Genomic DNA, 24654 nt, shown 5'->3' with positions numbered 1-24654 from the left:
GACCTCACCGAGCGCACGGAGGAGGCGTCGCCCATGAACGCCAACGGAAACGGCGGGCCGCTCGACGGCGCCGTCATCGCGGTCGCCGGCGCGGCCGGCCCCGCGGGCCGCGCCACGCTGATCCGCCTCGCCGAGGCGGGCGCCACCGTCGTCGGCTCCGACGCCGACCCGGCGCGCCTCGCGGAGGCCGTCGACGCCGCCCGCTACGCCCACGGCGGCGCCAAGGTCATCGGCGACACCGTCGACCTCCTCGACCTCGACGCCACCCGCGACTGGGCGGCGAAGACCGAGAAGGAGTTCGGCCGGATCGACGGCCTGGTCCACCTCGTCGGCGGCTGGCGCGGCAGCGCCTCCTTCACCGAGACCGACCTCGGCGACTGGGACTTCCTGGAGAAGCTCCTGATCCGCACCGTCCAGCACACCTCGCTGGCCTTCCACGACGGGCTGCTGCGTGCCGGCGGCCGCGGGCGCTACGCCCTGATCAGCCAGGTGGGCGCGCACAAGCCGCTCGCCAACAACGCCGCGTACAACGCCGGCAAGGCGGCCGCCGAGGCCTGGACCCTCGCGATGGCGGACTCGTTCCGCAAGCTGGGGGGCGATGACGGCCCGCAGGCGGCGGCTGCGATCCTGGTGATCAAGGCATTGGTGCACGACGCCATGCGCGCCGAACGCCCCAACGCGAAGTTCGCGGGCTTCACCGACGTCAAGGATCTGGCCGACGAGATCGCCGGTCTGTGGGACAAGCCCGCCCAGGAAGTGAATGGACAGCGTCTGTGGCTGACCCCCAAGCCGTGACAGCGGCCCTCGGCCCCAGGACCGACGCACGTCGTCACCACGACCCGTCGGTCCGGGGCTTCGCCAGCGACAACTACGCCGGCGCCCACCCCGAGGTGCTCGCCGCCCTCGCCCTCGCCAACGACGGCCACCAGGTCGCCTACGGCGAGGACCAGTACACCGAGCACCTCCAGCGGATCATGCACAGCCACTTCGGCCCCACCGCTGAAGCCTTCCCGGTGTTCAACGGCACCGGGGCGAACGTGACCGCCCTCCAGGCGCTCACCGACCGCTGGGGCGCCGTGATCTGCGCCGAGTCCGCGCACATCAACGTGGACGAGGGCGGTGCGCCCGAGCGCATGGGCGGCCTCAAGCTGCTCACCGTGCCCACCCCGGACGGCAAGCTCACCCCCGAGCTGATCGACCGGCAGGCCTGGGGCTGGGAGGACGAGCACCGCGCGATGCCGCAGGTCGTCTCGATCACCCAGAACACCGAGCTGGGCACGGTCTACACGGTCGAGGAGATCCGCGCGATCGTCGAGCACGCCCACTCCAAGGGCATGAAGGTGCATCTCGACGGCGCCCGGATCGCCAACGCCGCCGCGTCGCTCGACGTGCCGATGCGCGCGTTCACCAACGCCGTGGGCGTGGACGTGATCTCGTACGGCGGCACGAAGAACGGCATGCTCTTCGGCGAGGCCGTCGTCGTCCTCAACCCCGACGCGGTCAGCCACATGAAGCACCTGCGCAAGCTGTCCATGCAGCTCGCCTCGAAGATGCGCTTCGTGTCGGTGCAGCTGGAGGCGCTCCTCGCGAAGGACCTCTGGCTGCGCAACGCGCGCCACGGCAACGCGATGGCCCAGCGCCTGGCGGCCGGGGTGCGCGAGGTCGACGGGGTGGAGATCCTCTACCCGGTGCAGGCCAACGCCGTCTTCGCCCGTCTCCCGCACGAGGTGACCAGGCGGCTGCAGGAACGGTTCCGCTTCTACTTCTGGGACGAGTCCGCCGGCGATGTCCGGTGGATGTGCGCCTTCGACACCACGGAGGACGACGTCGACGCCTTCCTCCAGGCGCTGAAGGAAGAGATGGCCCGGTAACCGGGAATCGTGCATGAATATACGACCGGACGGAAAGTCATTGACTCCGTCCGGTCGTCTTCATAAGGTCGTCCCGCATGGAACTCATCCAGCAAGACCCGGACATCCACGCGTACCTCGCCGCGAGCGAGGCCGTCGACCATGACCACCCGCTGGTCCGGGACGTGGCCGAGCGGCTCTCCCGTGATCACCCCGACGCATACTCATACGCCGAAGCCGCCTTCGAGTTCGTGCGCGACACCATCCCGCACTCCGCCGATTCCGGGGACCTCCGCGTCACCTGGCGCGCCTCCGACGTCCTGGAGCGGCGCACCGGGATCTGCTACGCCAAGTCGATCGCGTACGCCGCGCTCCTGCGGGCCCGCGGCATCCCGGCCGCCCTCTGCTACCAGCGGCTCGCCGACGACGACGGCTCCGCCCCGGCCGTCCACGGCCTCGTCGCCGTCCTGCTGCCCGGCACGACCGGCTGGGTCCGCCAGGACGCGCGGGGCAACAAGCCGGGCGTCGACGCCCGGTTCTCGGTGGAGAAGGAGCAGCTCGCCTGGACCGTACGGCCGGAGCTCGGCGAGGTGGACTACCCGGAACTCCTCACCGCGCCGCACCCGGCGGTCCTGGCCGCCCTGAAGGCCGCCAGGGACCGCCCGCACCTGTGGCGGACGCTCCCGACGGAGCTCTGAACGCCGGGGTCGTCTCGCGCCCGCCTCGGGCCCGAACGCCGGGGCCGTCTCGCGCCCGCCCCGGGCCTACTTCTCGGTGGCCTTGACCTGCTCCGGCGTCGGAGCCGTCCCGCCGAGGTGGGCGGGGACCCACCAGGTGTCGCTCGCGTCCTTGGGGCGGACCGGGTAGGCGCGCTGGGCGGCCTCGAGGAGCTCCTGGACGCGCTCGCGCAGGCGCCGGGTGATGGCGCCGGCGTACTGGTCGGCAGGGGCCTCGAGGGGCTCGCCGACGCGGATCGTCACGGGGATGTGGCTGCGCTTGAAGTTCCGCGGACGGCCCTTGGTCCACACCCGCTGGGTGCCCCACAGCGCCATCGGGATCAGCGGCACGCCGGCCTCCTGGGCGAGGCGCGCGGCGCCCGTCTTGAAGCCCTTGAGCGTGAACGACTGGGAGATGGTCGCCTCGGGGAAGACGCCGACGATCTCGCCGGCCCGGAGGGACTCGAGGGCGTGCTGGTAGGCGTGCTCGCCCTGCGAGCGGTCGACGGGGATGTGCTTCATGCCGCGCATGAGCGGACCCGAGACCTTGTGCCGGAAGACGGAGTCCTTCGCCATGAAGCGGACCAGACGCTTCTGCGGCAGGGCCGCGAGGCCGGTGAAGATGAAGTCCAGGTAGCTGATGTGATTGCTCACGAGCACGGCGCCTCCCGTCCGGGGGATGTGCTCCGAACCCTGGGTGTCGATCTTCAGGTCGAGCGCCTTGAACAGGGTCAGAGCGGCGCCGACGACCGGTCGATAGACGAGTTCTGCCATCGGAGAGGAACCTCTTCTTCGTGTGCCCGGAGCGGGTGCTCCCGGCGAAGTTACGCGGCCGTAGGTTTTCGGCTTTGGGCAGATCGTGCCCCATGTGGGGCCCCGTGACCAGTCCAGGCGGCTTCGTACAGGGAGATTCTCGTCACTCGCGGTGGCCGTGGCGGGAATCGAACGCCGCCGTGCGACGCTGCACCCGGTGACGGGGACGGAAGGGAAGAGACGATGGGCGAGATCCTGGGGCCGGAGGCGCTCGGCGCCGAACTGGGGGAGCGGGCCACGCTCGTCCAGTTCTCGACCGCCTTCTGCCAGCCCTGCCGGGCCACCCGCCGCACCCTCGCCGAGGTCGCCGCGATGGTGCCCGGCGTGGGGCACGTGGAGATCGACGCCGAGGAACGGCTCGATCTCGTGCGCGAGCTGGGCATCGCCAGGACCCCCACCGTGCTCGTCCTCGACGGGGCGGGCCGCGTGGTCCGCCGGGCCTCCGGCCAGCCCCGCAGGGTGGACGTCATCGCCGCGCTGGGGCAGGCGGTCTGACGCGCCGCCACGCGTTCGGAGGGCTCCGTCGCCCGCTTCGAGGGGACCGGGGCCATGCCTCATCTGACGCGGTGACGCTTCTCCCATATTGCGGTACGCACTTGACTGCACCCGCCAACGATCGTCACCCTGACGGGGTGCCCATAGAACTCCTTCTCTACGGCCGCGTCCACGTGGACCTGGCCCGCAACGCGAGTGCGCGCTGTCCGGGTGTCTGACCACCCAAGGACCTCCCTCATGCCGCCCTCGCAGAAGGACAACTCCATGACGGTTTCGCCCGAGCTCCGCGCGGTGCCCACGATCGGCGCACCCCGGCAGGCCTCTCCCGATCTGCTCCGCTCCGTCTTCCGCAGGCACGCCGCCGGTGTGGCGGTGATCACCGCGCACGGTGAGCGTCCCGTCGGCTTCACCGCGACCTCGCTCAACTCCGTCGCCGCCGAACCCCCGCTGGTCTCCTTCGGCGTGGGCACCTCCTCGTCCAGCTGGCCCGTGCTCTCCGAGGCCGAGTTCGTCGGCGTCCACATACTCGGCGAGCACCAGCAGGAGCTGGCCTCCACCTTCGCCCGGAGCGGCGCCGACCGGTTCGGCGAGGGGACCCGCTGGAGCATCGGTCCCGAGGGCGTGCCGGTGCTCGACGGCGTACTCGCCTGGCTGGTGTGCCGGGTCGTGGCCCGGGTGCCGGCCGGGGACCACCGGATCGTGATCGCGCAGGCCGTCGCCGGGGACCCCGACGGGGCGGGCCGGCCGCTCCTGTACCACCACGGGCGCTTCAACGCGCTGCGCGACTGAGGGTTCCGTACCCGCCTCTTCACCGTGCGTTGGCCAGATCACATAGCTGAGCGCTTGCTTACTGGTAACGGACTGGGTGTACTGACGAGTAATATTTCGGTCGGGGCGCCCGGCGCCCCGACCGGAAACCCGCCCTTCAGGCGCCTATGCTGCGAGCAGCAGCCCAGTTATCACGATGCAGTAGGAGAGCCGGCGTGAGCTTGAGGATCGTTGTCTGTGTGAAGTACGTGCCCGACGCCACCGGCGACCGGCACTTCGCCGATGACCTGACCGTCGACCGCGACGACGTCGACGGCCTGCTGTCGGAGCTCGACGAGTACGCGGTCGAGCAGGCCCTGCAGATCGCCGAAGAGGCCGACGACGCCGAGGTCACCGTCCTCACGGTCGGCCCCGAGGACGCCAAGGACGCGCTCCGCAAGGCGCTCTCCATGGGCGCCGACAAGGCCGTCCACGTCGAGGACGACGACCTGCACGGCACCGACGTCATGGGCACCTCGCTCGTGCTGGCCAAGGCGATCGAGAAGACCGGCTACGACGTCGTCATCGCCGGCATGGCCTCCACCGACGGCACCATGGGTGTCCTCCCGGCCATCCTCGCCGAGCGTCTGGGCGTCCCGCAGGTCACCCTGCTCTCCGAGGTCTCGATCGAGGACGGCGTCGTGAAGGGCCGTCGCGACGGCGACAGCGCCTCCGAGCAGCTCGAGGCGTCCCTCCCGGCCGTCGTGTCCGTGACCGACCAGTCGGGCGAGGCGCGCTACCCGTCCTTCAAGGGCATCATGGCCGCCAAGAAGAAGCCGGTGGAGTCCCTGGAGCTCGACGACCTGGACATCGACGCGGACGAGGTCGGCCTGGCCGGCGCGTGGACCGCCGTCGACTCCGCCGCCGAGCGTCCGGCGCGTACCGCGGGCACGATCGTCAAGGACGAGGGCGAGGGCGGCAAGCAGCTCGCCGAGTTCCTCGCGAGCCAGAAGTTCATCTAAGGCTCCCGCGAGCCGCTCTGTCCCCTCAGGCCGTCCCCTTTCCGTTCGCAGGAGATTGAAGTCCCATGGCTGAGATTCTCGTCTACGTCGACCACGTCGACGGAGCCGTCCGCAAGCCCACCCTGGAGCTGCTGACCCTCGCCCGCCGCCTCGGCGAGCCGGTCGCCGTCGCCCTCGGCAACGGCGCCGCCGACACCGCCGCCGCGCTCGCCGAGCACGGCGCCGTGAAGGTCCTCACCGCCGACGCCCCCGAGTTCGCCGAGTACCTCGTCGTCCCGAAGGTCGAGGCCCTGCAGGCCGCGTACGAGGCTGTGTCCCCGGCCGCCGTGCTCGTCCCGTCCTCCGCCGAGAACAAGGAGATCGCGGCCCGCCTCGCGGTCCGCATCGGCTCCGGCATCATCACCGACGCCGTGGACCTGGAGGCCGGTGACGAGGGCCCGGTCGCGACGCAGTCCGCGTTCGCCGCCTCCTTCACCACCAAGTCCCGTGTCTCCAAGGGCACCCCGGTCATCACGGTCAAGCCGAACTCGGCTCCCGTCGAGGCCGCCCCGGCCGCCGGCGCCGTCGAGGCGCTGTCCGTCTCCTTCTCGGAGAAGGCCCACGGCACCAAGGTCACCTCGCGCACCCCGCGCGAGTCGACCGGCCGCCCGGAGCTGACCGAGGCCGCGATCGTGGTCTCCGGCGGCCGCGGCGTCAACGGCGCCGAGAACTTCGCGATCATCGAGGCGCTCGCCGACTCGCTCGGTGCCGCCGTCGGCGCCTCCCGCGCCGCGGTCGACGCCGGCTGGTACCCGCACTCCAACCAGGTCGGCCAGACCGGCAAGTCGGTCTCGCCGCAGCTGTACATCGCCTCCGGCATCTCCGGCGCGATCCAGCACCGCGCGGGCATGCAGACCTCGAAGACCATCGTCGCCATCAACAAGGACGCCGAGGCCCCGATCTTCGACCTCGTCGACTACGGCGTCGTCGGCGACCTCTTCGACGTCGTCCCGCAGCTCACCGAAGAGGTCAAGACCCGCAAGGGCTGATGACCTGCGGTTCTGTCGGTCCCGGGGGCCGCACGGCGATCTGTCGCCGTGCGGCCCCCGGCCGTTTCGGACAACCATTGACTCAGGTCCCGACCGCCTACTAACTTCGCTATACGGATTGTTGATTCCGTGCAGCGGAAAACAGGAGGATGCAGGATGGGTCAGCAGGAGAAGGTGTCGACGAGCCTCGCGGGCGCGGTCAGCGAGGGCATCAGCGCCTCCCTCGCGGCGGTGGACGCCGAGCTGGACCGGCGCTACCCGGGAGACCCCGGCACCCGGCAGCCCGTCCACACCGTCTACGTCCCCGGCAACGTCTTCGACGCCGGAACGATCCGCTCCTGGGGCGACCAGGCCCTCGCCGCCCTCGACGAGCACGCCCCGGACGCCGCCTCCTTCGCCGCCGTCCTCGGCCTCTCCGACGACCTCGCCGAGGACGTCTACGGCCGCGTACGGGCCAAGCTGGAGCGCGAACCCGTCGAAGACCTCCGCGTCGACTTCGAGGACGGCTACGCCGGTCAGGACGAGGACCAGGACGCGGCCCGCGCCGCCCGCCTGATCTCGGAGGCGTACGCGAACGGAACCGCGGCCCCCTACATGGGCATCCGCATGAAGTGCATGGAGTCCGCCGTACGCGACCGCGGCATCCGCACCACCGACGTCTTCCTCACCGGCCTCCTGGAGAACGGCGGCCTCCCCGACGGCCTCGTCCTCACCCTGCCCAAGGTGACCTACCCCGAGCAGGTCTCCGCCTTCGTCCGCCTGCTGGAGGCCTTCGAGAAGGCCCACGGCCTCGACGCCGGACGCCTGGGCTTCGAGATCCAGATCGAGACCAGCCAGTCCATCCTCGCCACCGACGGCACCGCCGCCGTCGCCCGCATGATCGGTGCCGCCGAGGGCCGCGCCACCGGACTGCACTACGGCACCTTCGACTACAGCGCCTGCCTCGGCGTCTCCGCCGCCTACCAGGCGAGCGACCACCCGGCCGCGGACCACGCCAAGGCGATCATGCAGGTCGCCGCCGCCGGCACCGGCGTCCGCGTCTCCGACGGCTCCACCAACGTCCTCCCCGTCGGCTCCACCGAGCACGTCCACGAGGCCTGGCGCCTGCACTACGGCCTCACCCGCCGCGCCCTCGCCCGCGCGTACTACCAGGGCTGGGACATGCACCCCGGCCACATCCCCACCCGCTACGCCGCCGTCTTCGCCTTCTACCGCGAGGGCTTCGAGGCCGCCGCCAAGCGCCTCTCCGCCTACGCCAACCACGCCGGCGGCGACGTCATGGACGAGCCCGCCACCGCCAAGGCCCTCAGCTCCTACCTGCTGCGCGGCATCGACTGCGGCGCCCTCGACACCGCCGAGGTCGACGCCCTCACCGGCATGACCCGCGCCGCCCTCGACCGCTTCGCCGCCCCGCGGCGCGGCGACCTCACCGCCTCCGCCGAGTAGGCACGAAGATCAGATAAGGGACACGATCCAGCCAACTGCCCCGTACCCTGTACGAGTTCACGCGCACTCGCGCACATGCTCGACAGGGGAACGGGGCAGCGGTGTCATCGGGGGAGAACGGGCGGCTCGCCGGCCGCTACAGAATCGTGCGCCGACTCGGGCGCGGAGGCATGGGAGTCGTCTGGAGGGCCGTCGACGAGGTCCTCGGCCGTGAGGTGGCCGTCAAGGAACTCCGTACCTACACGGACACGGGCGCGCCCGAACTGGCCGACCTGCACCTGCGGATGACCCGTGAGGCCCGCGCCGCCGCCCGGGTCCGGCACCCCGGAGTGGTCGCCGTCCACGACGTCACCGAGCACGAGGGCCGGCCGGTCATCGTCATGGAACTCGTCGACGGGCCCTCCCTCGACGACGTCCTCGGCGAACAAGGCCCCCTCGACGCCGCCGACGCCGCCCGGATCGGCGCCGGCGTCCTGGAGGCGCTGGCCGCCGCACACGACGTCGGCGTGCTCCACCGGGACGTGAAGCCCGGCAACATCCTGCTCGACCGCTCCGGCCGCATCGTCCTCACCGACTTCGGGATCGCGACCATGGAGGACCCGGGAGACGGGTCCGCGACCCGCCTCACCCGCAGCGGCGAGATCGTCGGGTCCCTCGACTTCCTCGCCCCCGAGCGGGCCCGCGGGCAGGACCCCGGCCCCGCCTCCGACGTCTGGGCCGTGGGCGCCACGCTCTACGCGGCGGTCGAGGGCGCCTCGCCCTTCCGCCGTACGTCGACCTGGTCGACGCTCGCGGCCATCGTCACCGAGCCGCTCCCGGAACCCCGCCGTGCCGGACCCCTCGCCCCCGTCCTGCTCCGTCTCCTCGACAAGGACCCCGCCCTCCGCCCGACCGCCCGCGAGGCGGCCCGGCTCCTCGGCGCGGTGGCCGACGCGGCACCCGGAGCAGCGGCGGCCGTACTGGCGGGCCCGGAGTCGGCAGTCGCGGCACCGGCGGCTCCGGCGCCGGGAGTCCCGGCACCGGAGGCAGGTCCGGTACCGGCGGGTCCGGCGTCCGAGGTCCCGGCACCTGCCGCCGCGCCGGTGGCGGGCTTCGGAGATCCGTACACGGGCCCGGTGGAGTCGTTCCCCGGCGCGGGTTCCGTCGAGCCGTTCCCCGGAGCCGGGGCCGCGCAGACCCCGCCCCCGGCTCCCGTACCCACCCCTCCGGGCGGTGCGGCGGCGCTCGGCGGGGGGTTCGGTCCTCCTGTGCCCGTGCCCGAGCCGGTGTCCGTCCCAGGGGCCGCGTCATCCGCACCCGGGATCGCGTCCGTACCCGGGACCGGGTCCTCCGAAGGTCCGGGTACGGGCCGGCGGGCCGCGCGGCGCGCGGGGCCGAAGCCGCGCCGGGGGAGCGTGCTGGTGGCGGCCTCCGTGGCCGCCGTCCTGCTGGCGGGCGGGGGGATCACGTACGCCCTCATGGACGGCGACCCCGGGGCCCGGGCGGCCGGTGACACCTCGCAGGACGGGGGGCGGGGCGCCGCGTCCGGCGGTGACACCGGGCGCGTGCCGGCCCCGGGGACCAGCAGCGCGCCGCCCTCGGGGAAGCCGAGCGGCACGGCCTCGCCGTCCGTCGGGACGGGCCCCGGGGGCCCGTCGGCCTCCGGCCCGGCGCCCGGCGCGGACGCGGGCGGCGGCGCCGGCGCCGGTGGGTCCGACCCGGGCGCGGCGTCCGGCGACGCGGCGGCGGGCGGCTCCGGGACGCGAGCCCCGTCCGGGGGCGGCACGACGGCCCCGGGCGTTCCCGGCGGCCCCGCTCCGACGGGCGACACGAACGCGACCGGCGACCAGGGCGGCGGCGCCACGACCGCGCCCACCACCCAGGCCCCGCCGCCCGCCGCCACGGGCTGCGCCGCGTCCGGCTCCTCCGCCACCTGCCAGGTCCTGCGGAGTGCCACGACCACCCGCTACGACGGCGGCGAGATGGGCACGGTCGGCGCCGGCCCGCACGCCTTCTTCTGCCAGGTCGACCTCGACCGCACGGAGTCGTACGGCGGCCGCACCAGCCGCTGGTTCGCCCGCACCGACGACGACAGCGGCAACACCAACGTGTACCTCAGCGTCCTCCACCTCTCGGGTGGAGCGGGCGGCGGCTCCGTGGCGGGCCTCCGCATCTGCTGAGGCGGACCCGAGCGGCCGGCGAGGGAAGACGCCGCTCCGGGCGCCCGGAACATGGGGTCTCAGGCGGCCGGCGGCGTCTCGCCCGAGCCGCGGGCGAGGAGGGTCGTGCCGAGGACGACGCGCGCCGGCGCCTCGTCGGCGCCGTCGAGGCGGCGGAAGAGCCGCTCCGCCGCCGTACGGCCGAGCGCGGCGGCGTCCTGCGCGATGACCGTCACGCCGAGCAGGTCGGCCAGTTCGATGTCGTCGAAGCCGACGAGGGCGACGGGACGCGGGTGGTCGGCGAGGGCGCGGACCACGGTGACCGTGACCCGGTTGTTGCCGGCGAACAGTGCCGTCACCGGCTCGGGCGCGGTCAGCAGCTCGCGTACCGCCGTGCTCACCCGCCCCGGGTCGGTGGAGCCGAGCGAGACCCACTCGTCCCTGACCGGCAGGCCCGCGTCCTCCATCGCCGCGCGGTAGCCGCGCAGGCGTTCGGCCGAGGTGTGGATGCGGGGCCGGTCGCCGATGAAGCCGATCCGGCGGTGGCCGTGGGCGATGAGGTGGGCCACGCCGTCCCGGGCCCCGCCGAAGCTGTCGGACAGGACGGCGTCGGCGTCGATGCGGCCGGCCGGACGGTCGACGAAGACCGTGGCGACGCCCGCCCTGATCTCCGGTTCCAGGTAGCGGTGGTCGTCGCCGGAGGGAATGACGATGAGGCCGTCGACCCGGCGCGCGCACAGCGCGAGCGCCAACTCCTGCTCACGCTCCGGGTCCTCGGCGCTCGACCCGTTGATGAGGAGCGCCCCGTGCGCCCGCGCGACCTCCTCGACCGCGCGGCTGAGCGGCCCGTAGAAAGGGTCGGCGAGGTCCTCGAGGACCAGTCCGACGGTCGCGGTCCGGCCCTTGCGCAGGACCCGCGCGCTGTCGTTGCGGCGGAAGCCGAGTATCTCGATGGCCTCCCGCACCCGGCGCTCGGTGTCGGGGGTGACTCCCGGTTCGCCGTTCACGACCCGGGACACCGTCTTGAGGCCGACGCCCGCCCGGGCGGCGACGTCCTTCATCGTGGGCCGATTGCCGTAGCGGTTCTCGGGGTGGCGGGCGGTGTCGGCCACGGTGCGCGGTTCCTCCGTCGTGTCGGGATCCTGGCGAGATCCTGGTCTCAGGTCGAGCATAGGGCCTGGACAACGTTGTCAAGGCCCTGGGAGACTGGATGGAACGACCCCTCGCTCCCGGCCGCCGACTGGAGACTCCACGTACATGCACACCGACTTCGCCGCGGGTCTCGTCGCCGCGCTCGACATCGGCGGAACCAAGATCGCCGGGGCCCTGGTCGACGCGGCGGGTCGCGTCCTGCACCGGACCCAGCGGCCCACGCCCGCGCGTGAGTCCGGCGAAACGGTGATGCGCGCGGTCGAGGAGGTGCTCGCCGCCCTCGCCGCCTCGCCGCTGTGGGACGCCGCCGGGGCGGTCGGCATCGGCAGCGCCGGCCCCGTCGACGCCTCACGGGGGACCGTGAGCCCGGTGAACGTGCCCGGCTGGCGCGACTACCCGCTCGTCGAACGCGTCCGTCGGGTCACGGGCGGACGGGCCGTCACCCTCGTCGGCGACGGCGTCGCCATGACGGCGGCCGAACATTGGGTCGGGGCGGCCAGGGGCCACGACAACGCCCTGTGCCTCGTGGTCTCCACGGGTGTCGGCGGCGGCCTCGTCCTCGGCGGACGGATCCACCCCGGCCCCACCGGAAACGCCGGCCACATCGGCCACGTCGTGGTGGACCTGGACGGCGACGTCTGCGCCTGCGGCGCGCGGGGCTGCGTCGAACGCATCGCCAGCGGCCCCCACCTCGCCCGCCGCGCCCTGGAGAACGGCTGGCGGCCGGGGCCCGACGGCGACGTGTCCGCCGCCGCGGTGGCCGCCTCCGCCCACGCCGGGGACCCGATCGCCCTCGCCTCGTTCGAACGCGCGGCCCAGGCGCTCGCGGCGGGCATCGCCGCCACAGCCGCCCTCGTCGAGATCGACATCGCCGTCGTCGGCGGTGGCGTCGCGGGCGCCGGCGAAGTCCTCTTCGCCCCGCTCCGGCGCGGCCTCGGCGCCTACGCCACCCTCTCCTTCGTCCGCGACCTCACCGTCGTGCCGGCCCTCACCGGCACCGACGCCGGCCTCCTCGGCGCCGCGGCGGCCGCCACGCGCGCGCGTGACGGCGGAGCGTGGGCGGCTTCCGGCGGTGGAGAGGGCGCCTGGGGCGGTTCCTGAGGCGGGTCGCCCGGCGACGGCGCGCGCCGCGCATGGCGTCCCGTCACCCACCCCCGTACGCCCGGGAGGACGTCCGATCGGGGCGCCCCATCGGTCGGACATGTGTTCGTGGTTTCCGTGGCAGGGTGTTGAGGGCAAGCCACAGTGGGCTACCGATGAGGGGGAATCGTGATCGTCTGGATCAACGGGACGTTCGGCGCGGGGAAGTCCAGCACCGCGCGCGAGCTGGTCGATCTGATCCCGCACAGCACCCTGTACGACCCCGAGGTCACCGGCGGGGGACTGCGCCGCCTCCTGCCGGCCAAGCGGCTCGCCGAGGTCGAGGACTACCAGGACCTGCCGATCTGGCGCCGCCTGGTCGTCGACACCGCCGCCGCGCTGCTCGCGGAGGTCGGCGGCGTGCTGGTCGTCCCCATGACGCTGCTCCGGCAGGAGTACCGGGACGAGATCTTCGGCGGCCTCGCGGCGCGCCGGATCGAGGTGCGCCATGTCCTGCTCGCACCGGAGGAAACGATCCTGCGGCAACGGATCGACGGCCGGTCGGAATACGGCGACCCCGAGATCGACGCACGCGTCCGCGAGTGGTGCCACGCGCACCTCCCGCCGTACCGCGCCGCCCTGGACTGGCTCGCCGCCGACGCGTACACCGTCGACACCTCGGGCCTCACCGTGACCGAGGCCGCCCGGACCGTCGCCGACGCGGTCATGGCCGGCCGGGCCGCCCCCTGCGGCATCGTCCAGACCCCCGAGCCCACCGGCGAGACCCTCGCGGCCGGTGTCCTGCTCTTCGACGAACAGGACCGCTTCCTGCTCGTCGACCCCACCTACAAGCCCGGCTGGGAGTTTCCCGGCGGCGTCGTCGAGCCCGGCGAACCGCCCGCCCGGGCCGGCATGCGCGAGGTCGCCGAGGAGATCGGCCTCGAACTCGACGCCGTACCCCGCCTGCTGCTCGTCGACTGGGAACGCGCCCAGCCGCCCGGCTACGGCGGGCTGCGCCTCCTCTTCGACGGCGGCACCCTCCGCGGCGACGACACCGCGCGCCTGCACCTCCCCGGCGCCGAACTCCGCGACTGGCGTTTCGTCACCGAGGAGGAGGCCGCCGAACTGCTGCCCCCCGTCCGCTACCGCCGCCTCCGCTGGGCCCTCCGCGCCCGCGAACGCGGCACGGTCCTCAACCTGGAGGCCGGGGTCCCGGTGGGGTGATCCCCGCGTCTACGCGACCGCGCCGGCCAGCAGGTCCGCCGCGTCCGTGACCACCGGGGCGCCGTGCCCGCAGCAGAGCACCGACGGGCGGAGCTTCGCCAGCGTCCGCATCGAGTCCATCGCGAGCGCGCGGTCGACATGGAAGACGCCGAAGGTCACACCCTGCACCGTCGCCACCGTGTCCCCGGTGAACAGCACGCCGTGGCGCGGCAGATGGACGGCGATCGAGCCGGGGGTGTGACCGGGGGTGTGGACGACCACCGTGCCGTCGCCGAACCCGAACTCCTCGCCGTCCTCGACCTCGCGGTCCACCCGCGTCGGCGGCGCCTCCGGCACGGTCAGGCCGTGCTCGAACAGCGGGACCTCCCATTCGAGGAGGTCGGGATCGGGCACGGGCGCCTCGCCCCGGACGACCGGCGCGTCGAGGCGGTGCGCGATGATCTCGGCGCCGTACAGCTCCGCCAGCTCGCCCGCCGCACCCACGTGGTCGCGGTGGCAGTGCGTGAGCACGATCCGGCGCAGACCGGCCGGATCGAGGCCCGCCGTCCGTATCGCCTCGGCGATCGCGGGCGCCGAGCCGACCCAGCCGGCGTCGATCAGGGTCAGCTCCTCCCCGTCCCGCCAGAGGTAGGCCTGGCCGATGGAGAAGTCGAGGAGGTGCAGCCGCGGGGTGATCCGGGTGAGTCCGATGGATGCCATACGGCGAACCTACGCATCCGCGCAGGTCCGCCGTATGCCTCTACGCTCTCGGCGAGGTTCGCCGAGCGCGGACGCCGAACCGGGGTCAGCCCTGCTTCGAGCGGGCGTAGTTGAGCAGGAAGTGGGCCTCGGCCACCGAGAGGCGCTCCAGCTCCTCCGGCGAGACGGACTCGTTGGGCGCGTGGATCTGCGCCTCGGGCTCGCTCAGGCCGATCAGCAGGATCTCCGACTCCGGGTACAGCGAGGCCAGCGTGTTGCACAGCGGGATCGAGCCGCCCATGCCCGCCGTCTGCATCTCCTCACCCGGGTACGCGATCCGCATCGCGTCGGCCATCGACGCGTACGCCGGGCTCGACGTGTCCGCCTGGAAGGCCTGGCCCTGACCGACCTGCTCCAGGGACACCCGCGCGTTCCACGGGGTGTGCTTCTCGATGTGGGCGTAGAGCAGCTTCGTCGCCTCGGCCGCGTCCTGGCCCGGCGGCACCCGCAGGCTCAGCTGGGCGCGGGCCGACTTCGGGATCGACGGGGTCGCCCCGGCCACCGGGTGGCAGTCGATGCCGACCACGGTGACGGCCGGACGGGCCCAGATGCGGTCGGCGACCGTACCGGAGCCCGGCAGGGACACGCCCGTCAGGACCTTGGCGTCCTGACGGAAGTCTTCCTCCGGGTACTGCAGCCCCTCCCACACCTGGTCGCCCGGCAGACCGTCGACGACGGTCGAGCCGTCCTCGGCGCGCAGCGAGTCCAGGACGCGGATCAGCGCGGCCAGCGCGTCCGGGGCGGCGCCGCCGAACTGACCGGAGTGCAGGTTGCCTTCCAGGGTGTCGATCTGCACGCGGATCATCGTCATGCCGCGCAGCGTCGCCGTCACGGTCGGCAGGCCCACGCGGAAGTTGCCCGCGTCGCCGATCACGATCGCGTCGGCCGCGAGCAGTTCGGGGTGCTGCTCCGCGTACCGCTCCAGACCACCGGTGCCCTGCTCCTCCGAACCCTCCACGATCACCTTGACCGTGACCGGGACGCCGCCGTTCGCCTTCAGGGCGCGCAGCGCGAGGAGGTGCATGACGAAGCCGCCCTTGCAGTCGGCGGCGCCGCGCCCGTACCAGCGTCCGTCGCGCTCGGTCAGCTCGAACGGCGGGGTGAGCCAGGCGGACTCGTCGAGCTTCGGCTGGACGTCGTAGTGCGCGTACAGCAGGACGGTCGGCGCGCCGGCCGGGCCGGGCAGGACGCCGTACACGGACTGGGAGCCGTCCGGGGTGTCGAGCAGCGCGACGTCCTGGAAGTCCTCGGCGCGCAGGGCGTCCGCGACCCAGTTCGCCGCGGCCTCGCACTCGCTGCGCGGCGCCACGGCCTCGTCCGCCACCGACTCGAAGGCCACCAGAGCGGCCAGCTCGGCCTTGGCCGTGGGCATCAGGGACCGGACGGTCTCGGCGATCGGATTGGAGGACATGGGCACGCTCCTGGTGGGTGCGACGTTACGACGGAGGGACGGCGTTCGGCGTAGGTCGTGGTACGGCGAACGCACCGTCGATCCTACGGCTCTGTGGCCTGGCTACCGCGCCGTAGGATGCGTCAGGAGCAGACCACCGGTCGGATCAGGAGCAGAAGAACATCGTGAGCAGCGAGCACGGAGAGAACGCCGGTCCGGAGCACACCGAGCCCGCCGAGGCGGCTCCCGAGGGCACCGGTGCGGAGGCGGCGAAGGAAGCGGACCAGGACCCGAACCGGGACGCCGCGGCGACGTCGGTCGAGGCGGACGGCGACACGTCGGTCGATGCGGACCGGGACGCGGCCGGCGACGAGGCGGCGCACGGGGCGGACGACGACGCGGCGGACGAGTCCGCGGACGTCTGGGACGTGGTCGTCGTCGGCGCGGGACCTGCCGGAGCCTCCGCGGCCTACGCGGCGGCGGTGGCCGGGCGCCGGGTGCTGCTCCTGGAGAAGTCCGAGCTGCCCCGCTACAAGACCTGCGGCGGCGGCATCATCGGCCCCTCCCGCGACTCGCTCCCGCCGGGCTTCGAACTGCCCCTCCAGGACCGGGTGCACGCCGTCACCTTCTCGCTGGACGGACGCTTCGCCCGCACCCGCCGCTCGCGCCGGATGCTCTTCGGGCTCATCAACCGCCCCGAGTTCGACGCGCAGCTCGTCGAGCACGCGCAGAAGGCCGGCGCCGAACTGCGGACCGGTGCCACGGTGGTCCGGGTGGAGCAGCACGGCCCGGCCGTGCCGGACCGGCGGACCGTCGCCGTCGTCCTGGGCGGCGGCGAGACCGTCCTCGCCCGCGCGGTCGTCGGTGCCGACGGCAGCGCCAGCCGGATAGGCGCTCATGTCGGGGTGAGGCTCGGCCAGGTCGACCTGGGCCTGGAAGCGGAGATCCCCGTGCCGCCGTCCGTCGCCGAGGACTGGAAGGGTCGCGTCCTCATCGACTGGGGCCCGATGCCCGGCAGTTACGGCTGGGTCTTCCCCAAGGGCGACACGCTGACCGTCGGCGTCATCTCGGCGCGTGGCGAGGGCGCCGCCACCAAGCGGTACATGGAGGACTTCGTCGCCCGGCTCGGCCTCTCCGGCTTCGAGCCCACGATCTCCTCCGGCCATCTCACCCGCTGCCGCACCGACGACTCGCCGCTCTCCCGCGGCCGGGTCCTCGTCTGCGGCGACGCGGCCGGACTCCTGGAGCCCTGGACGCGCGAGGGCATCTCGTACGCGCTCCGCTCGGGACGCCTCGCGGGCGAGTGGGCGGTACGGGTCGCGGAGGCGAACGACGCGGTGGACGCCCGGCGTCAGGCCCTGAACTACGCCTTCGCCATCAAGGCGGGGCTCGGCGTCGAGATGGCGGTCGGGCGCCGGATGCTCGCCGTCTTCGAGCGCCGCCCGGGGCTGCTGCACGCGGCGATCACCGGTCTGCGGCCGGCGTGGAACGCCTTCGCCGACATCACGCGCGGCTCGGCCACCCTCGGCGGCATGGTCCGCTCGAACGGCCTGGCCAGGCGCGCGCTGGAGGCCCTGGACCGGCGGATGGACACGTCGTCCGGGGTCGGCCCCGCGGGCCGGGGCGTCACGCAGCGGGATCGGACGGCGTCCGATCCGACGGACGGTGAGGCTGCCGAGGAGCTCTGAGCTCCTCGTTCCCCGGCGTCGGTCGCCGGGGACGGGTACGGGCTCCGCTACGGGCTCCGCCGTCCCGGCCGCTGTCATGCGGCCGGGGTGACGGGGCCCGTCGTCGTGATGCGGAAGACGGGGTGCTTGGGCGCGACGGCGCGCAGTTCCTCGGTGGAGGAGTCGGGGCCGACACCGGCGAAGAAGACGCCGACCTCGGCCTTCCAGCGCTTGAGGTAGGCGCGGAGCAGCACGGGCTTGTCGTCGTCGGCCACCTCGACGGCGGTGAACTCCTGCACGTGCTTGCCGAGGTGCAGCTGCCCGCCGCCGGCTGCCCGCATGTTGTGGGTCCACTGGACGTGGCCGCGGGGGGCCACCAGGTAGCGGTCGCCGTCCACCGTCAGGAGGTTGACGGGGGTGCGGCGCCATTCGCCGCTCTTGCGGCCGCGGACGGCGAGCACCCGGGAGCCCCAGACGCTGATGCCGCGGCGGGTCATCCAGGCGACCGCGCGGTTGAGGACGTTCACGGTGAACCAGCCGGGCTTCATGACGTGCGTGGCGGGGGTGGCGGGGGTGGTGGGCCGAGCGGACATGGGGTCCTCCTGGGGAGTCAAAGTGTGAGCACTGCTCTCGCTTGAGATCAGTGTGCACGGATCGGCGCTCGTAATCAAGAGCGGTGCTCTCGTTTCGTTGCGGTGCTCCGGAAATGGCACACTGCTCTCCATGACGACCGTTCGAGGAGCCCGCGCCCGCGCCCGCATCGAGATCACCGCAGCCATCAAGGACGAGGCGCGCACCCAGCTCGCCGCCGAAGGCGCCGCCAAGCTGTCCCTGCGGGCCGTCGCCCGCGAGCTCGGCATGGTGTCCTCCGCGCTCTACCGCTACTTCCCCAGCCGCGACGACCTGCTCACCGCCCTCATCGTCGACGCGTACGACGCCGTCGGCGCCGCCGCCGAACAGGCCGCCGCCGACACCGCGGCGCAGCGCCCCCTCGCCCGCTGGACCGCCGTCTGCCGGGCCGTCCGCGCCTGGGCCGTCGCCCACCCGCACGAGTACGCCCTGATCTACGGCTCCCCGGTCCCCGGCTACACCGCGCCCCAGGACACGATCGCCCCCGCCGCCCGGGTCGGCCTCGTCCTCATCGACATCACCCGCCGCGCCCACGACGGCGAGGGCGTCGCCCTCCCGCCGCTCCCCGACGACCTGCGTCCCGAGGCCGAGCGCATCGCCGCCGACATCGCCCCGGACCTGCCCCCGGCCCTGGCCGTCGCCCTGGTCGCCGCCTGGTCGCAGCTCTTCGGCCTCGTCTCCTTCGAGGTCTTCGGCCAGTTCCACCGGGTCGTCGAGGACCGCGACACCTTCTTCGCCACGGCAGCCCGCCGCCTGGGTCAGGACGTGGGCCTCCTGCCGCGCGGCTGAACCGCCCGATGCCCGGTGTCCGGTGTCCGAGCTCGCGGCCCGCACCCGGTGCCCGCGCCCAAGGCCCGGCGGCACGTCGGAACCGGCCGGGAGGGTTGGGGCGGCGGAGCCCCGGCTACTCCGGCGGGAGTAGGCGTGACCACCCCGCCGGGCCGACGTCCCCGCGCACGGCGCGGGGCTAGCGTGGCCGGTATGGACGAGGCGTGGACGGGCGGGAGCGGCGGCGGGCCCTTCGGGCGGTGGGGCGGGACGCCCGGCGGCCGGGGCCTGCCCTGGCGTTCGACGCTGCTGATCGCCGTACTGGTCATGGTGGGCACCGGGCTCGCCGCGCGGAACCAGCCCGACCGGGAGGCCCTCGACGCGCTCGGGCGGGTCCTGCTGCTGCTCGCGGCCGCGCCGCTGCTGTTCCGGCACCGCCGGCCCGTGCCGGTGGTGTTCGGCGTCGCGGCCGTCACCCTCGGCTATCTGGCGGCCGGTTACCCGTACGGCCCGGTCTTCGCCCTGGTGGCCGTCGCCTGCTTCGCCGCCGTCGTCCACGGGCACCGCACCGCCGCCTGGTGGGCCGTCGGCCTGTTGTGGGCCGGACACCTGGCGCTCGCGCACTGGCTCTACCGCGTCCTCCCGCCGGCCGGCGACGGCCCCGCCCCCTGGGGGCAGGAACTGTCGGCCGCCGCGTTCGCCGTGGCCGTGCTCGCCGCGTCCGAGCTGGTACGGGTCCGGCGCGAGCAGTGGGCCCAGCTGCGGGCCGAGCGGGCCGCGGCCGAGCGGCGGCGCGCCGGCGAGGAGCGGCTCCGGATCGCCCGGGAGCTGCACGACGTGCTCGCCCACTCGATCTCCGTGATCAACGTCCAGGCGGGGGTGGGCCTCGCCCTCCTGGACTCCGACCCCGAACAGGCCCGCACGGCGCTGACCACCATCAAGGCGGCCAGCAAGGAGGCGCTCGGCGAGGTGCGGCAGGTCCTCGACACCCTGCGCACCCCCGGTGACGCCCCGCGCGCCCCGGCCCCCGGCCTCGGCAGGCTCCCCGAGCTGGTCGAACAGGCCGGCGCGGCGGGCCTGACCGTCACCGTGACGACGAGCGGCCCGCGTACGGCCCTGCCGCCCGGCGCCGACCTCGCCGCCTTCCGGATCGTGCAGGAGGCCCTCACCAACGTGGTGCGCCACTCCGGCTCCCGTACCGCCCGGGTCGAGATCGCCCGCGGCCCCCGGCGCCTGGACCTGCGCGTGGACGACGACGGCCCCGCCACCGGCACCGAGGCCGGCGGCAGCGGCAACGGACTCGCCGGCATGCGGGAGCGGGCCGGCGCCCTCGGTGGCACCATCGAGGCGGGCGTCCGGCCCGACGGCGGCTTCCGCGTCCACGCCGTACTCCCGCTCCCCCCGGAGGAGACACCGTGACCGGCGCAGACCCCGTGACAGGCGTGGCCCCCGGCGGCGGCGCGGCCCCCGGAACCGGCGGAGCCCCCGTGATCCGTGTGCTGCTCGCCGACGACCAGTCGCTGGTCAGGGCGGGCTTCCGCGCGCTGCTCGACGCCCAGCCGGACATCGAGGTGGCGGGGGAGGCGGCGGACGGGGTCGAGACCGTGGAGCTGGTCGGGGCGCTGCGGCCGGACGTCGTCCTCATGGACATCCGGATGCCGCGGCTCGACGGCCTGGAGGCCACCCGGCGCATCAAGGACGACCCGGGCCTCGACGGGGTCCGGGTCGTCATGCTGACCACGTTCGAGCTCGACGAGTACGTCTTCGAGGCGATCCGTGCCGGCGCCTCCGGCTTCCTCGTCAAGGACACCGAGCCGGAGGAACTGCTGCGGGCCGTGCGCGCCGTCGTCCACGGGGACGCGCTGCTCTCCCCGGGCGTGACGCGCCGCCTGATCGAGGAGTTCGCCGCCCGTTCCAAGGCGCCGGCCGCCACCGGCGCCCTCGGCGCGCTGACCGAGCGCGAGCGGGAGGTGATGGCCCTGGTGGGGATCGGCCTCTCGAACGAGGAGATCGCCCGCAGGCTGGTCGTCAGCCCGCTCACCGCCAAGACGCACGTCAGCCGTGCCATGGTGAAGCTGGGCGCCCGGGACCGCGCCCAACTCGTCGTCATGGCGTACGAGTCGGGGCTCGTGCGACCGGGCTGGCTGGGCTGACCGGGCAGGCGGCGCGGCTGCGGTCCACCGCACCGGTGACGCCGGCTGCTCACGGGAGCGGGCGGGCGGCTCGTAGGCCACCGCCCGCGCGGCCCCGGCCCCGGCCCCGGGATCAGACGATCCCGGAGTTCTCGCGCCAGAGCAGGGCGAGGGCGGCGTCCCCGGTGACGGTCACGGCGTCGCCGGGCAGCCGGTTCCAGAGGGTGAGGTACAACCGGTGGGCGGGGCCGCTCAGTTCCGTGTCGGCGACGGCCTCGGCGGACGGGGTGCCGCGCTCCGTCCGGGGCGGCTGCGTCGCCGACAGGCGCACGGTCCAGACGTCGCCGGTGTCCGTGGCGCGGACGCGCAGGGTGCGGAGCTCGGGGGTGCGCACCCTGCTGCGGTCACGGGCGTGGAAGCCGCACAGCAGCTCGTCGATGCCGTCGGCGGCGAAGGTCGCGTCCACCGGAGCCGGGCCGGTCGCGAGGGCCGACTCGGCGTCCGCGCGGTGGACAGCCGTCTCGTGGGCCTGGCGCCGCGCCCAGAAGGCGAGCGGCGAGGGTGCGGGCAGGAAGGTCCAGCACTCCAGGGTCTCCGGCGCCGCGCGCAGGGCGGCGACGAGCCGTGCGTGCCCCTCGCGGTAGTGGGCGAGCAACTCGTCGCCGTCGAGGGCTGGTTCGCCGCCCTCGGGGTGGTACGCGGTGTGTCCCTCGACGACGAAGGCGGTGGCCCAGCGGTGCACCGTCGTCGTGTGCCGCAGGAGGTCGCGGATCCGCCACCCCGGGCAGGTCGGCACCTCCGCGTCGGGTCCTGCCTCGGCTGCCGCCTCCGCGAGGGCGTGGCCCGCCGCCTCCAGCGCGTCGATGTGTTCCGTGATCTTCATCGGGTGTGCGGTGATCGCGTCCATGGGGTGGATTCTGGCAGGTCCGAGCAGTCCGGCGGGGCGGTGGCGCCGATGGGGCCGGCGCCGCCCTTCGTGCTCAACTCGCCGCGTGATTTCCCGCGTTGCGCGCCCAGTAGCCCATCGCCGCCGCGCCGGCGGCGAGTACCGCGACCGTGGTGAGCGCCACCGGCAGGGAGAACCAGTCGGCGAGGAAGCCGATGGAGGGCGGGCCGAGCAGCATGCCGCCGTATCCGAGGGTGGACGCCGTCGCCACGCCGCCGGGGCCGGCGAGCGCGCCCGCGCGGGCCACGGCTACGGGGAAGATGTTGGCGAGGCCGAGACCCGTGATCGCGAAGCCGAGGAGGGTGGCCCAGACGGTCGGCGCGAGGGCGCCGACGAGCATGCCGACGGCGGCGGTCGCCCCGCCCGCCACGAGGGTGCGGGTCTGGCCGAGCCGTTCGAGCAGTGCGGTGCCGGAGAGCCGTCCGGCGGTCATGGTCAGCGCGAAGACGGAGTAGCCGGCGGCCGCGACTCCGGGGTGGGCGTGGAGGTCCTGTTCGAGGTGGAGGGCGCCCCAGTCGGCGAGCGCCCCCTCGCCGTACGCCGTGCAGAGCGCGATCACGCCGAAGACGACGACCGCGCGGCGGGACGCGCGCGTGCGCGGGCCGGTCGGCTCGCGGTCGGAGGACGCGATGGCCTCGGGCAGGGTGGGCGAGGGGTGGCGCAGGAGTACGGGTCCGGCGGCCGCCGTCAGGGCCAGGCCGACGACGGTGAGTCCCAGGAGGTGGGTGGCGGGGGAGAGGCTGCCGGCGAGCAGCCCGCCGATGCCGGCGCCGAGCATGCCGCCGAGGCTGAACGCGGCGTGGAAGCTCGGCATCACCGGGCGGCGCAGGGCGGTCACCAGGTCGACGGCCGCGCTGTTCATGGCGACGTTGATCCCGCCGTACGCGGCGCCGAAGACCAGCAGGACGAGGCCGAGCGCGAGCGGTGAGCGGGTGAGCGCCGGCAGGGCGACGGAGAGGGAGAGGAGGACGGCGGTGGCGACGGTGACCGGGTGGGAGCCGTGGCGCCGGCAGAGCCGGCCCGTCAGGGTCATCGTGATCACGGCGCCCGCGGAGACGCCGAGCAGGGCGAGGCCGAGGTCGCCGGCCGAGGCGCCGGTCTGCTGCTTGACGGCGGGGATGCGGACCACCCAGCCGGCGAACAGGAAGCCGTCGAGGGCGAAGAAGAGGGTCAGGGCGGAGCGGAGGCGGGACAGGGAGTGGGTGGCGGTGTCTCCGCCGGGGCCCCCCGATACGGCCGTCCGTACTTTGTTTAGTAGCGGCACAAACTCAGGATAGGGGGCGGCCGCCCGTGGAATCAACCGCGCCGACGGCGCAGGGGCCGGGGTGCCATGGGGTGCGGGGCCCCGAGGCGGCCCGATCATGGGAGACTCGCCCCCATGAACGGCAAGGCGACGACGATCCGGACACGGCTGGACAGGGGGCGCAACGCGCTCGGCCCCGCGCTGGAGCTGGTGCACACCGGCAGGGCGCCGACACGGGCCGTCCTCACCGCTGAACTCGGCGTCACCCGGGCCACCGCCGGCGCGGTCGCCGCCGAGCTGGAGGCCCTCGGCCTCATCCGGGTCGACTCCAACCCGGGCGCCGCCGCCGGCTCCCAGGGGCGCCCCTCGCACCGGCTCGCCGTCGACGAGAAGGGCCCCGTCGCCCTCGCCGCCCAGGTCCACGCCGACGGCTTCCGCGCCGCCCTCGTGGGGCTCGGCGGCACGATCGTCGCCACCGCCCCCGGCTGCGTCACGGTCTCCGCCGACCCCGCCCAGGTCCTCGGGGCCGTCGTCGACGCGGGAGCCGCCCTGCTCCGGGAGAGCGGCCGCCGGTGCGTCGGCGCCGGACTCGCGGCCCCCTCGGCCGTGGCCGAACCCGAGGGCACCGCGCTCAACCCGCTCCACCTCGCCTGGCCGGCCGGGGCGCCCGTCCGGGAGATCTTCGCCGAGCGGGTGCGCGCCGCCGGCATCGAAGGCCCCGCCTTCACCGGCAACGACGTGAACCTCGCCGCCCTCGCCGAGCACCGTCACGGCGCGGGGCGCGGCGCCCGCGACCTGCTCTGCGTGGCCACCGGCCACCGGGGCGTCGGCGGCGCGCTCGTCCTCGACGGCCGCCTGCACACCGGCAGCTCGGGCCTCGCCCTGGAGGTCGGCCACCTGACGGTCAACCCGGAGGGGCGGCCCTGTCACTGCGGCAGCCGGGGCTGCCTCGACGTCGAGACCGACCCGCTCGCGTTCCTCACGGTCGCCGGCCGTGCCCCGGGCCCCGAGGTCTCCCTGCTCCAGCAGGCCCGCGACCTGCTGAGGACGAGCCGCGACGACCCGGGCGTCCGGGTCGCCGTGGGGGAGCTGATCGACCGCCTCGGCCTCGGCCTCGCCGGTCTGGTGAACATCCTCAACCCGGACCGGATCATCCTCGGCGGTCTGCACCGCGAGCTCCTCGACGCCGACCCCGAGCGCCTGCGCGCGGTCGTCGCCGACCGCAGCCTCTGGGGCCGCAGCGGCGGTGTGCCGATCCTGCCCTGCACCCTCGACCACAACAGCCTCGTCGGAGCCGCCGAACTGGCCTGGCAGCCGGTGCTCGACGACCCGCTGGCCGCGCTGGGGCGCGAGTCGGTCTGACCCGTGGCGGCCGTGCGCCGCCGAGGCTCAGCCGTGGCCCGTCGCCCCGGTCCCCGCTTGCGGTTCG

23 protein-coding genes are annotated in these 24654 nt (G+C 74.1%); 16 read left to right on the top strand and 7 right to left on the bottom strand.

Going from position 1 to position 24654, the window contains the following annotated elements:
- Positions 1-33: 33 nt before the first annotated feature.
- From OO54_RS05585 to OO54_RS05575, 3 genes are all read left to right on the top strand, one after another.
- Positions 34-795 (top strand): SDR family oxidoreductase, encoded by a 762-nt coding sequence (locus tag OO54_RS05585; protein ID WP_033201891.1) that lies wholly within the window; start codon positions 34-36, stop codon positions 793-795.
- The gene (locus OO54_RS05580) at positions 792-1871 is read left to right on the top strand and encodes a threonine aldolase family protein (RefSeq protein WP_017241316.1); all 1080 of its coding nucleotides are present in this window, start codon (positions 792-794) and stop codon (positions 1869-1871) included. The genes OO54_RS05585 and OO54_RS05580 overlap by 4 nt, the downstream gene beginning before the upstream one ends.
- A 77-nt stretch (positions 1872-1948) precedes the next feature.
- Entirely contained in the window at positions 1949-2548 is a 600-nt protein-coding gene (locus OO54_RS05575; protein WP_033201722.1) for a transglutaminase-like domain-containing protein, read from the top strand.
- A 66-nt stretch (positions 2549-2614) separates the two neighbouring features.
- On the opposite strand, the gene OO54_RS05570 is transcribed toward OO54_RS05575, so the two are convergent.
- Entirely contained in the window at positions 2615-3340 is a 726-nt protein-coding gene (locus OO54_RS05570) for a lysophospholipid acyltransferase family protein (protein ID WP_033201721.1), read from the bottom strand.
- Positions 3341-3562: 222 nt separating this feature from the next.
- Between OO54_RS05570 and OO54_RS05565 the strand changes: the two genes are divergently transcribed.
- From OO54_RS05565 to OO54_RS05540, 6 genes are all read left to right on the top strand, one after another.
- Positions 3563-3874, top strand: coding sequence for a TlpA family protein disulfide reductase (locus tag OO54_RS05565; RefSeq protein ID WP_017241313.1), 312 nt, complete (start codon positions 3563-3565; stop codon positions 3872-3874).
- Positions 3875-4138: 264 nt separating this feature from the next.
- Positions 4139-4663 carry a flavin reductase family protein gene (locus OO54_RS05560; protein ID WP_033201890.1) on the top strand — a complete coding sequence of 175 codons (525 nt, stop codon included), beginning with the start codon at positions 4139-4141 and terminating at the stop codon, positions 4661-4663.
- Positions 4664-4857: 194 nt separating this feature from the next.
- Positions 4858-5643, top strand: coding sequence for an electron transfer flavoprotein subunit beta/FixA family protein (locus OO54_RS05555; protein WP_017241311.1), 786 nt, complete (start codon positions 4858-4860; stop codon positions 5641-5643).
- Between the two features lie 65 nt (positions 5644-5708).
- Positions 5709-6671, top strand: coding sequence for an electron transfer flavoprotein subunit alpha/FixB family protein (locus tag OO54_RS05550; RefSeq protein ID WP_017241310.1), 963 nt, complete (start codon positions 5709-5711; stop codon positions 6669-6671).
- Between the two features lie 156 nt (positions 6672-6827).
- Positions 6828-8117 (top strand): DUF6986 family protein, encoded by a 1290-nt coding sequence (locus OO54_RS05545; protein WP_033201720.1) that lies wholly within the window; start codon positions 6828-6830, stop codon positions 8115-8117.
- A 101-nt stretch (positions 8118-8218) separates the two neighbouring features.
- Positions 8219-10276, top strand: a complete 2058-nt coding sequence (locus tag OO54_RS05540) for a serine/threonine-protein kinase (protein WP_033201719.1) — start codon at positions 8219-8221, stop codon at positions 10274-10276.
- 59 nt (positions 10277-10335) lie between these two features.
- Here OO54_RS05540 and OO54_RS05535 read toward each other — a convergent pair whose 3' ends face one another.
- Positions 10336-11367, bottom strand: coding sequence for a LacI family DNA-binding transcriptional regulator (locus tag OO54_RS05535; protein WP_033201718.1), 1032 nt, complete (start codon positions 11365-11367; stop codon positions 10336-10338).
- 145 nt (positions 11368-11512) lie between these two features.
- Here OO54_RS05535 and OO54_RS05530 point away from each other — a divergent pair, with 145 nt between their 5' ends.
- Together OO54_RS05530 and OO54_RS05525 are read left to right on the top strand one after the other, a co-directional pair.
- The gene (locus OO54_RS05530) at positions 11513-12508 is read left to right on the top strand and encodes an ROK family protein (protein ID WP_033201717.1); all 996 of its coding nucleotides are present in this window, start codon (positions 11513-11515) and stop codon (positions 12506-12508) included.
- Positions 12509-12676: 168 nt separating this feature from the next.
- Positions 12677-13711 (top strand): NUDIX hydrolase, encoded by a 1035-nt coding sequence (locus tag OO54_RS05525; protein ID WP_033201716.1) that lies wholly within the window; start codon positions 12677-12679, stop codon positions 13709-13711.
- 9 nt (positions 13712-13720) lie between these two features.
- On the opposite strand, the gene OO54_RS05520 is transcribed toward OO54_RS05525, so the two are convergent.
- Both OO54_RS05520 and OO54_RS05515 read right to left on the bottom strand, forming a co-directional pair.
- Positions 13721-14410 carry an MBL fold metallo-hydrolase gene (locus tag OO54_RS05520; RefSeq protein WP_033201715.1) on the bottom strand — a complete coding sequence of 230 codons (690 nt, stop codon included), beginning with the start codon at positions 14408-14410 and terminating at the stop codon, positions 13721-13723.
- An 85-nt stretch (positions 14411-14495) separates the two neighbouring features.
- The gene (locus tag OO54_RS05515) at positions 14496-15860 is read right to left on the bottom strand and encodes a dipeptidase (RefSeq protein WP_033201714.1); all 1365 of its coding nucleotides are present in this window, start codon (positions 15858-15860) and stop codon (positions 14496-14498) included.
- Positions 15861-16267: 407 nt separating this feature from the next.
- Here OO54_RS05515 and OO54_RS05510 point away from each other — a divergent pair, with 407 nt between their 5' ends.
- Positions 16268-17527: a geranylgeranyl reductase family protein gene (locus OO54_RS05510; RefSeq protein WP_234439363.1), complete on the top strand. Its 1260-nt coding sequence runs from the start codon at positions 16268-16270 to the stop codon at positions 17525-17527.
- Positions 17528-17601: 74 nt separating this feature from the next.
- On the opposite strand, the gene OO54_RS05505 is transcribed toward OO54_RS05510, so the two are convergent.
- Positions 17602-18099, bottom strand: a complete 498-nt coding sequence (locus OO54_RS05505) for a nitroreductase family deazaflavin-dependent oxidoreductase (protein ID WP_033201712.1) — start codon at positions 18097-18099, stop codon at positions 17602-17604.
- A 130-nt stretch (positions 18100-18229) separates the two neighbouring features.
- Here OO54_RS05505 and OO54_RS05500 point away from each other — a divergent pair, with 130 nt between their 5' ends.
- The 3 genes from OO54_RS05500 (at position 18230) to OO54_RS05490 (ending at position 21057) form a co-directional block, all read left to right on the top strand.
- On the top strand, positions 18230-18925 hold the full coding sequence (locus OO54_RS05500; protein WP_017241301.1) for a TetR/AcrR family transcriptional regulator: 696 nt from the start codon (positions 18230-18232) through the stop codon (positions 18923-18925).
- A gap of 192 nt (positions 18926-19117) precedes the next feature.
- On the top strand, positions 19118-20323 hold the full coding sequence (locus OO54_RS05495; protein ID WP_033201711.1) for a sensor histidine kinase: 1206 nt from the start codon (positions 19118-19120) through the stop codon (positions 20321-20323).
- Positions 20324-20391: 68 nt separating this feature from the next.
- A complete protein-coding gene (locus OO54_RS05490) occupies positions 20392-21057 on the top strand; it encodes a response regulator (RefSeq protein WP_033201889.1) in 666 nt (221 codons plus the stop codon).
- A gap of 112 nt (positions 21058-21169) precedes the next feature.
- On the opposite strand, the gene OO54_RS05485 is transcribed toward OO54_RS05490, so the two are convergent.
- Positions 21170-21919 (bottom strand): maleylpyruvate isomerase family mycothiol-dependent enzyme, encoded by a 750-nt coding sequence (locus tag OO54_RS05485; protein ID WP_033201888.1) that lies wholly within the window; start codon positions 21917-21919, stop codon positions 21170-21172.
- A gap of 97 nt (positions 21920-22016) precedes the next feature.
- The gene (locus OO54_RS05480; protein ID WP_033201710.1) at positions 22017-23246 is read right to left on the bottom strand and encodes an MFS transporter; all 1230 of its coding nucleotides are present in this window, start codon (positions 23244-23246) and stop codon (positions 22017-22019) included.
- A 114-nt stretch (positions 23247-23360) separates the two neighbouring features.
- Here OO54_RS05480 and OO54_RS05475 point away from each other — a divergent pair, with 114 nt between their 5' ends.
- On the top strand, positions 23361-24587 hold the full coding sequence (locus OO54_RS05475; RefSeq protein ID WP_017241296.1) for an ROK family protein: 1227 nt from the start codon (positions 23361-23363) through the stop codon (positions 24585-24587).
- Positions 24588-24654: the final 67 nt, after the last annotated feature.

This window comes from Streptomyces wedmorensis, from assembly GCF_000716445.1.
GTDB classification, from domain to species: Bacteria; Actinomycetota; Actinomycetes; order Streptomycetales; family Streptomycetaceae; genus Streptomyces; species Streptomyces wedmorensis.
This window is presented reverse-complemented; position numbering and strand designations above follow the sequence as displayed.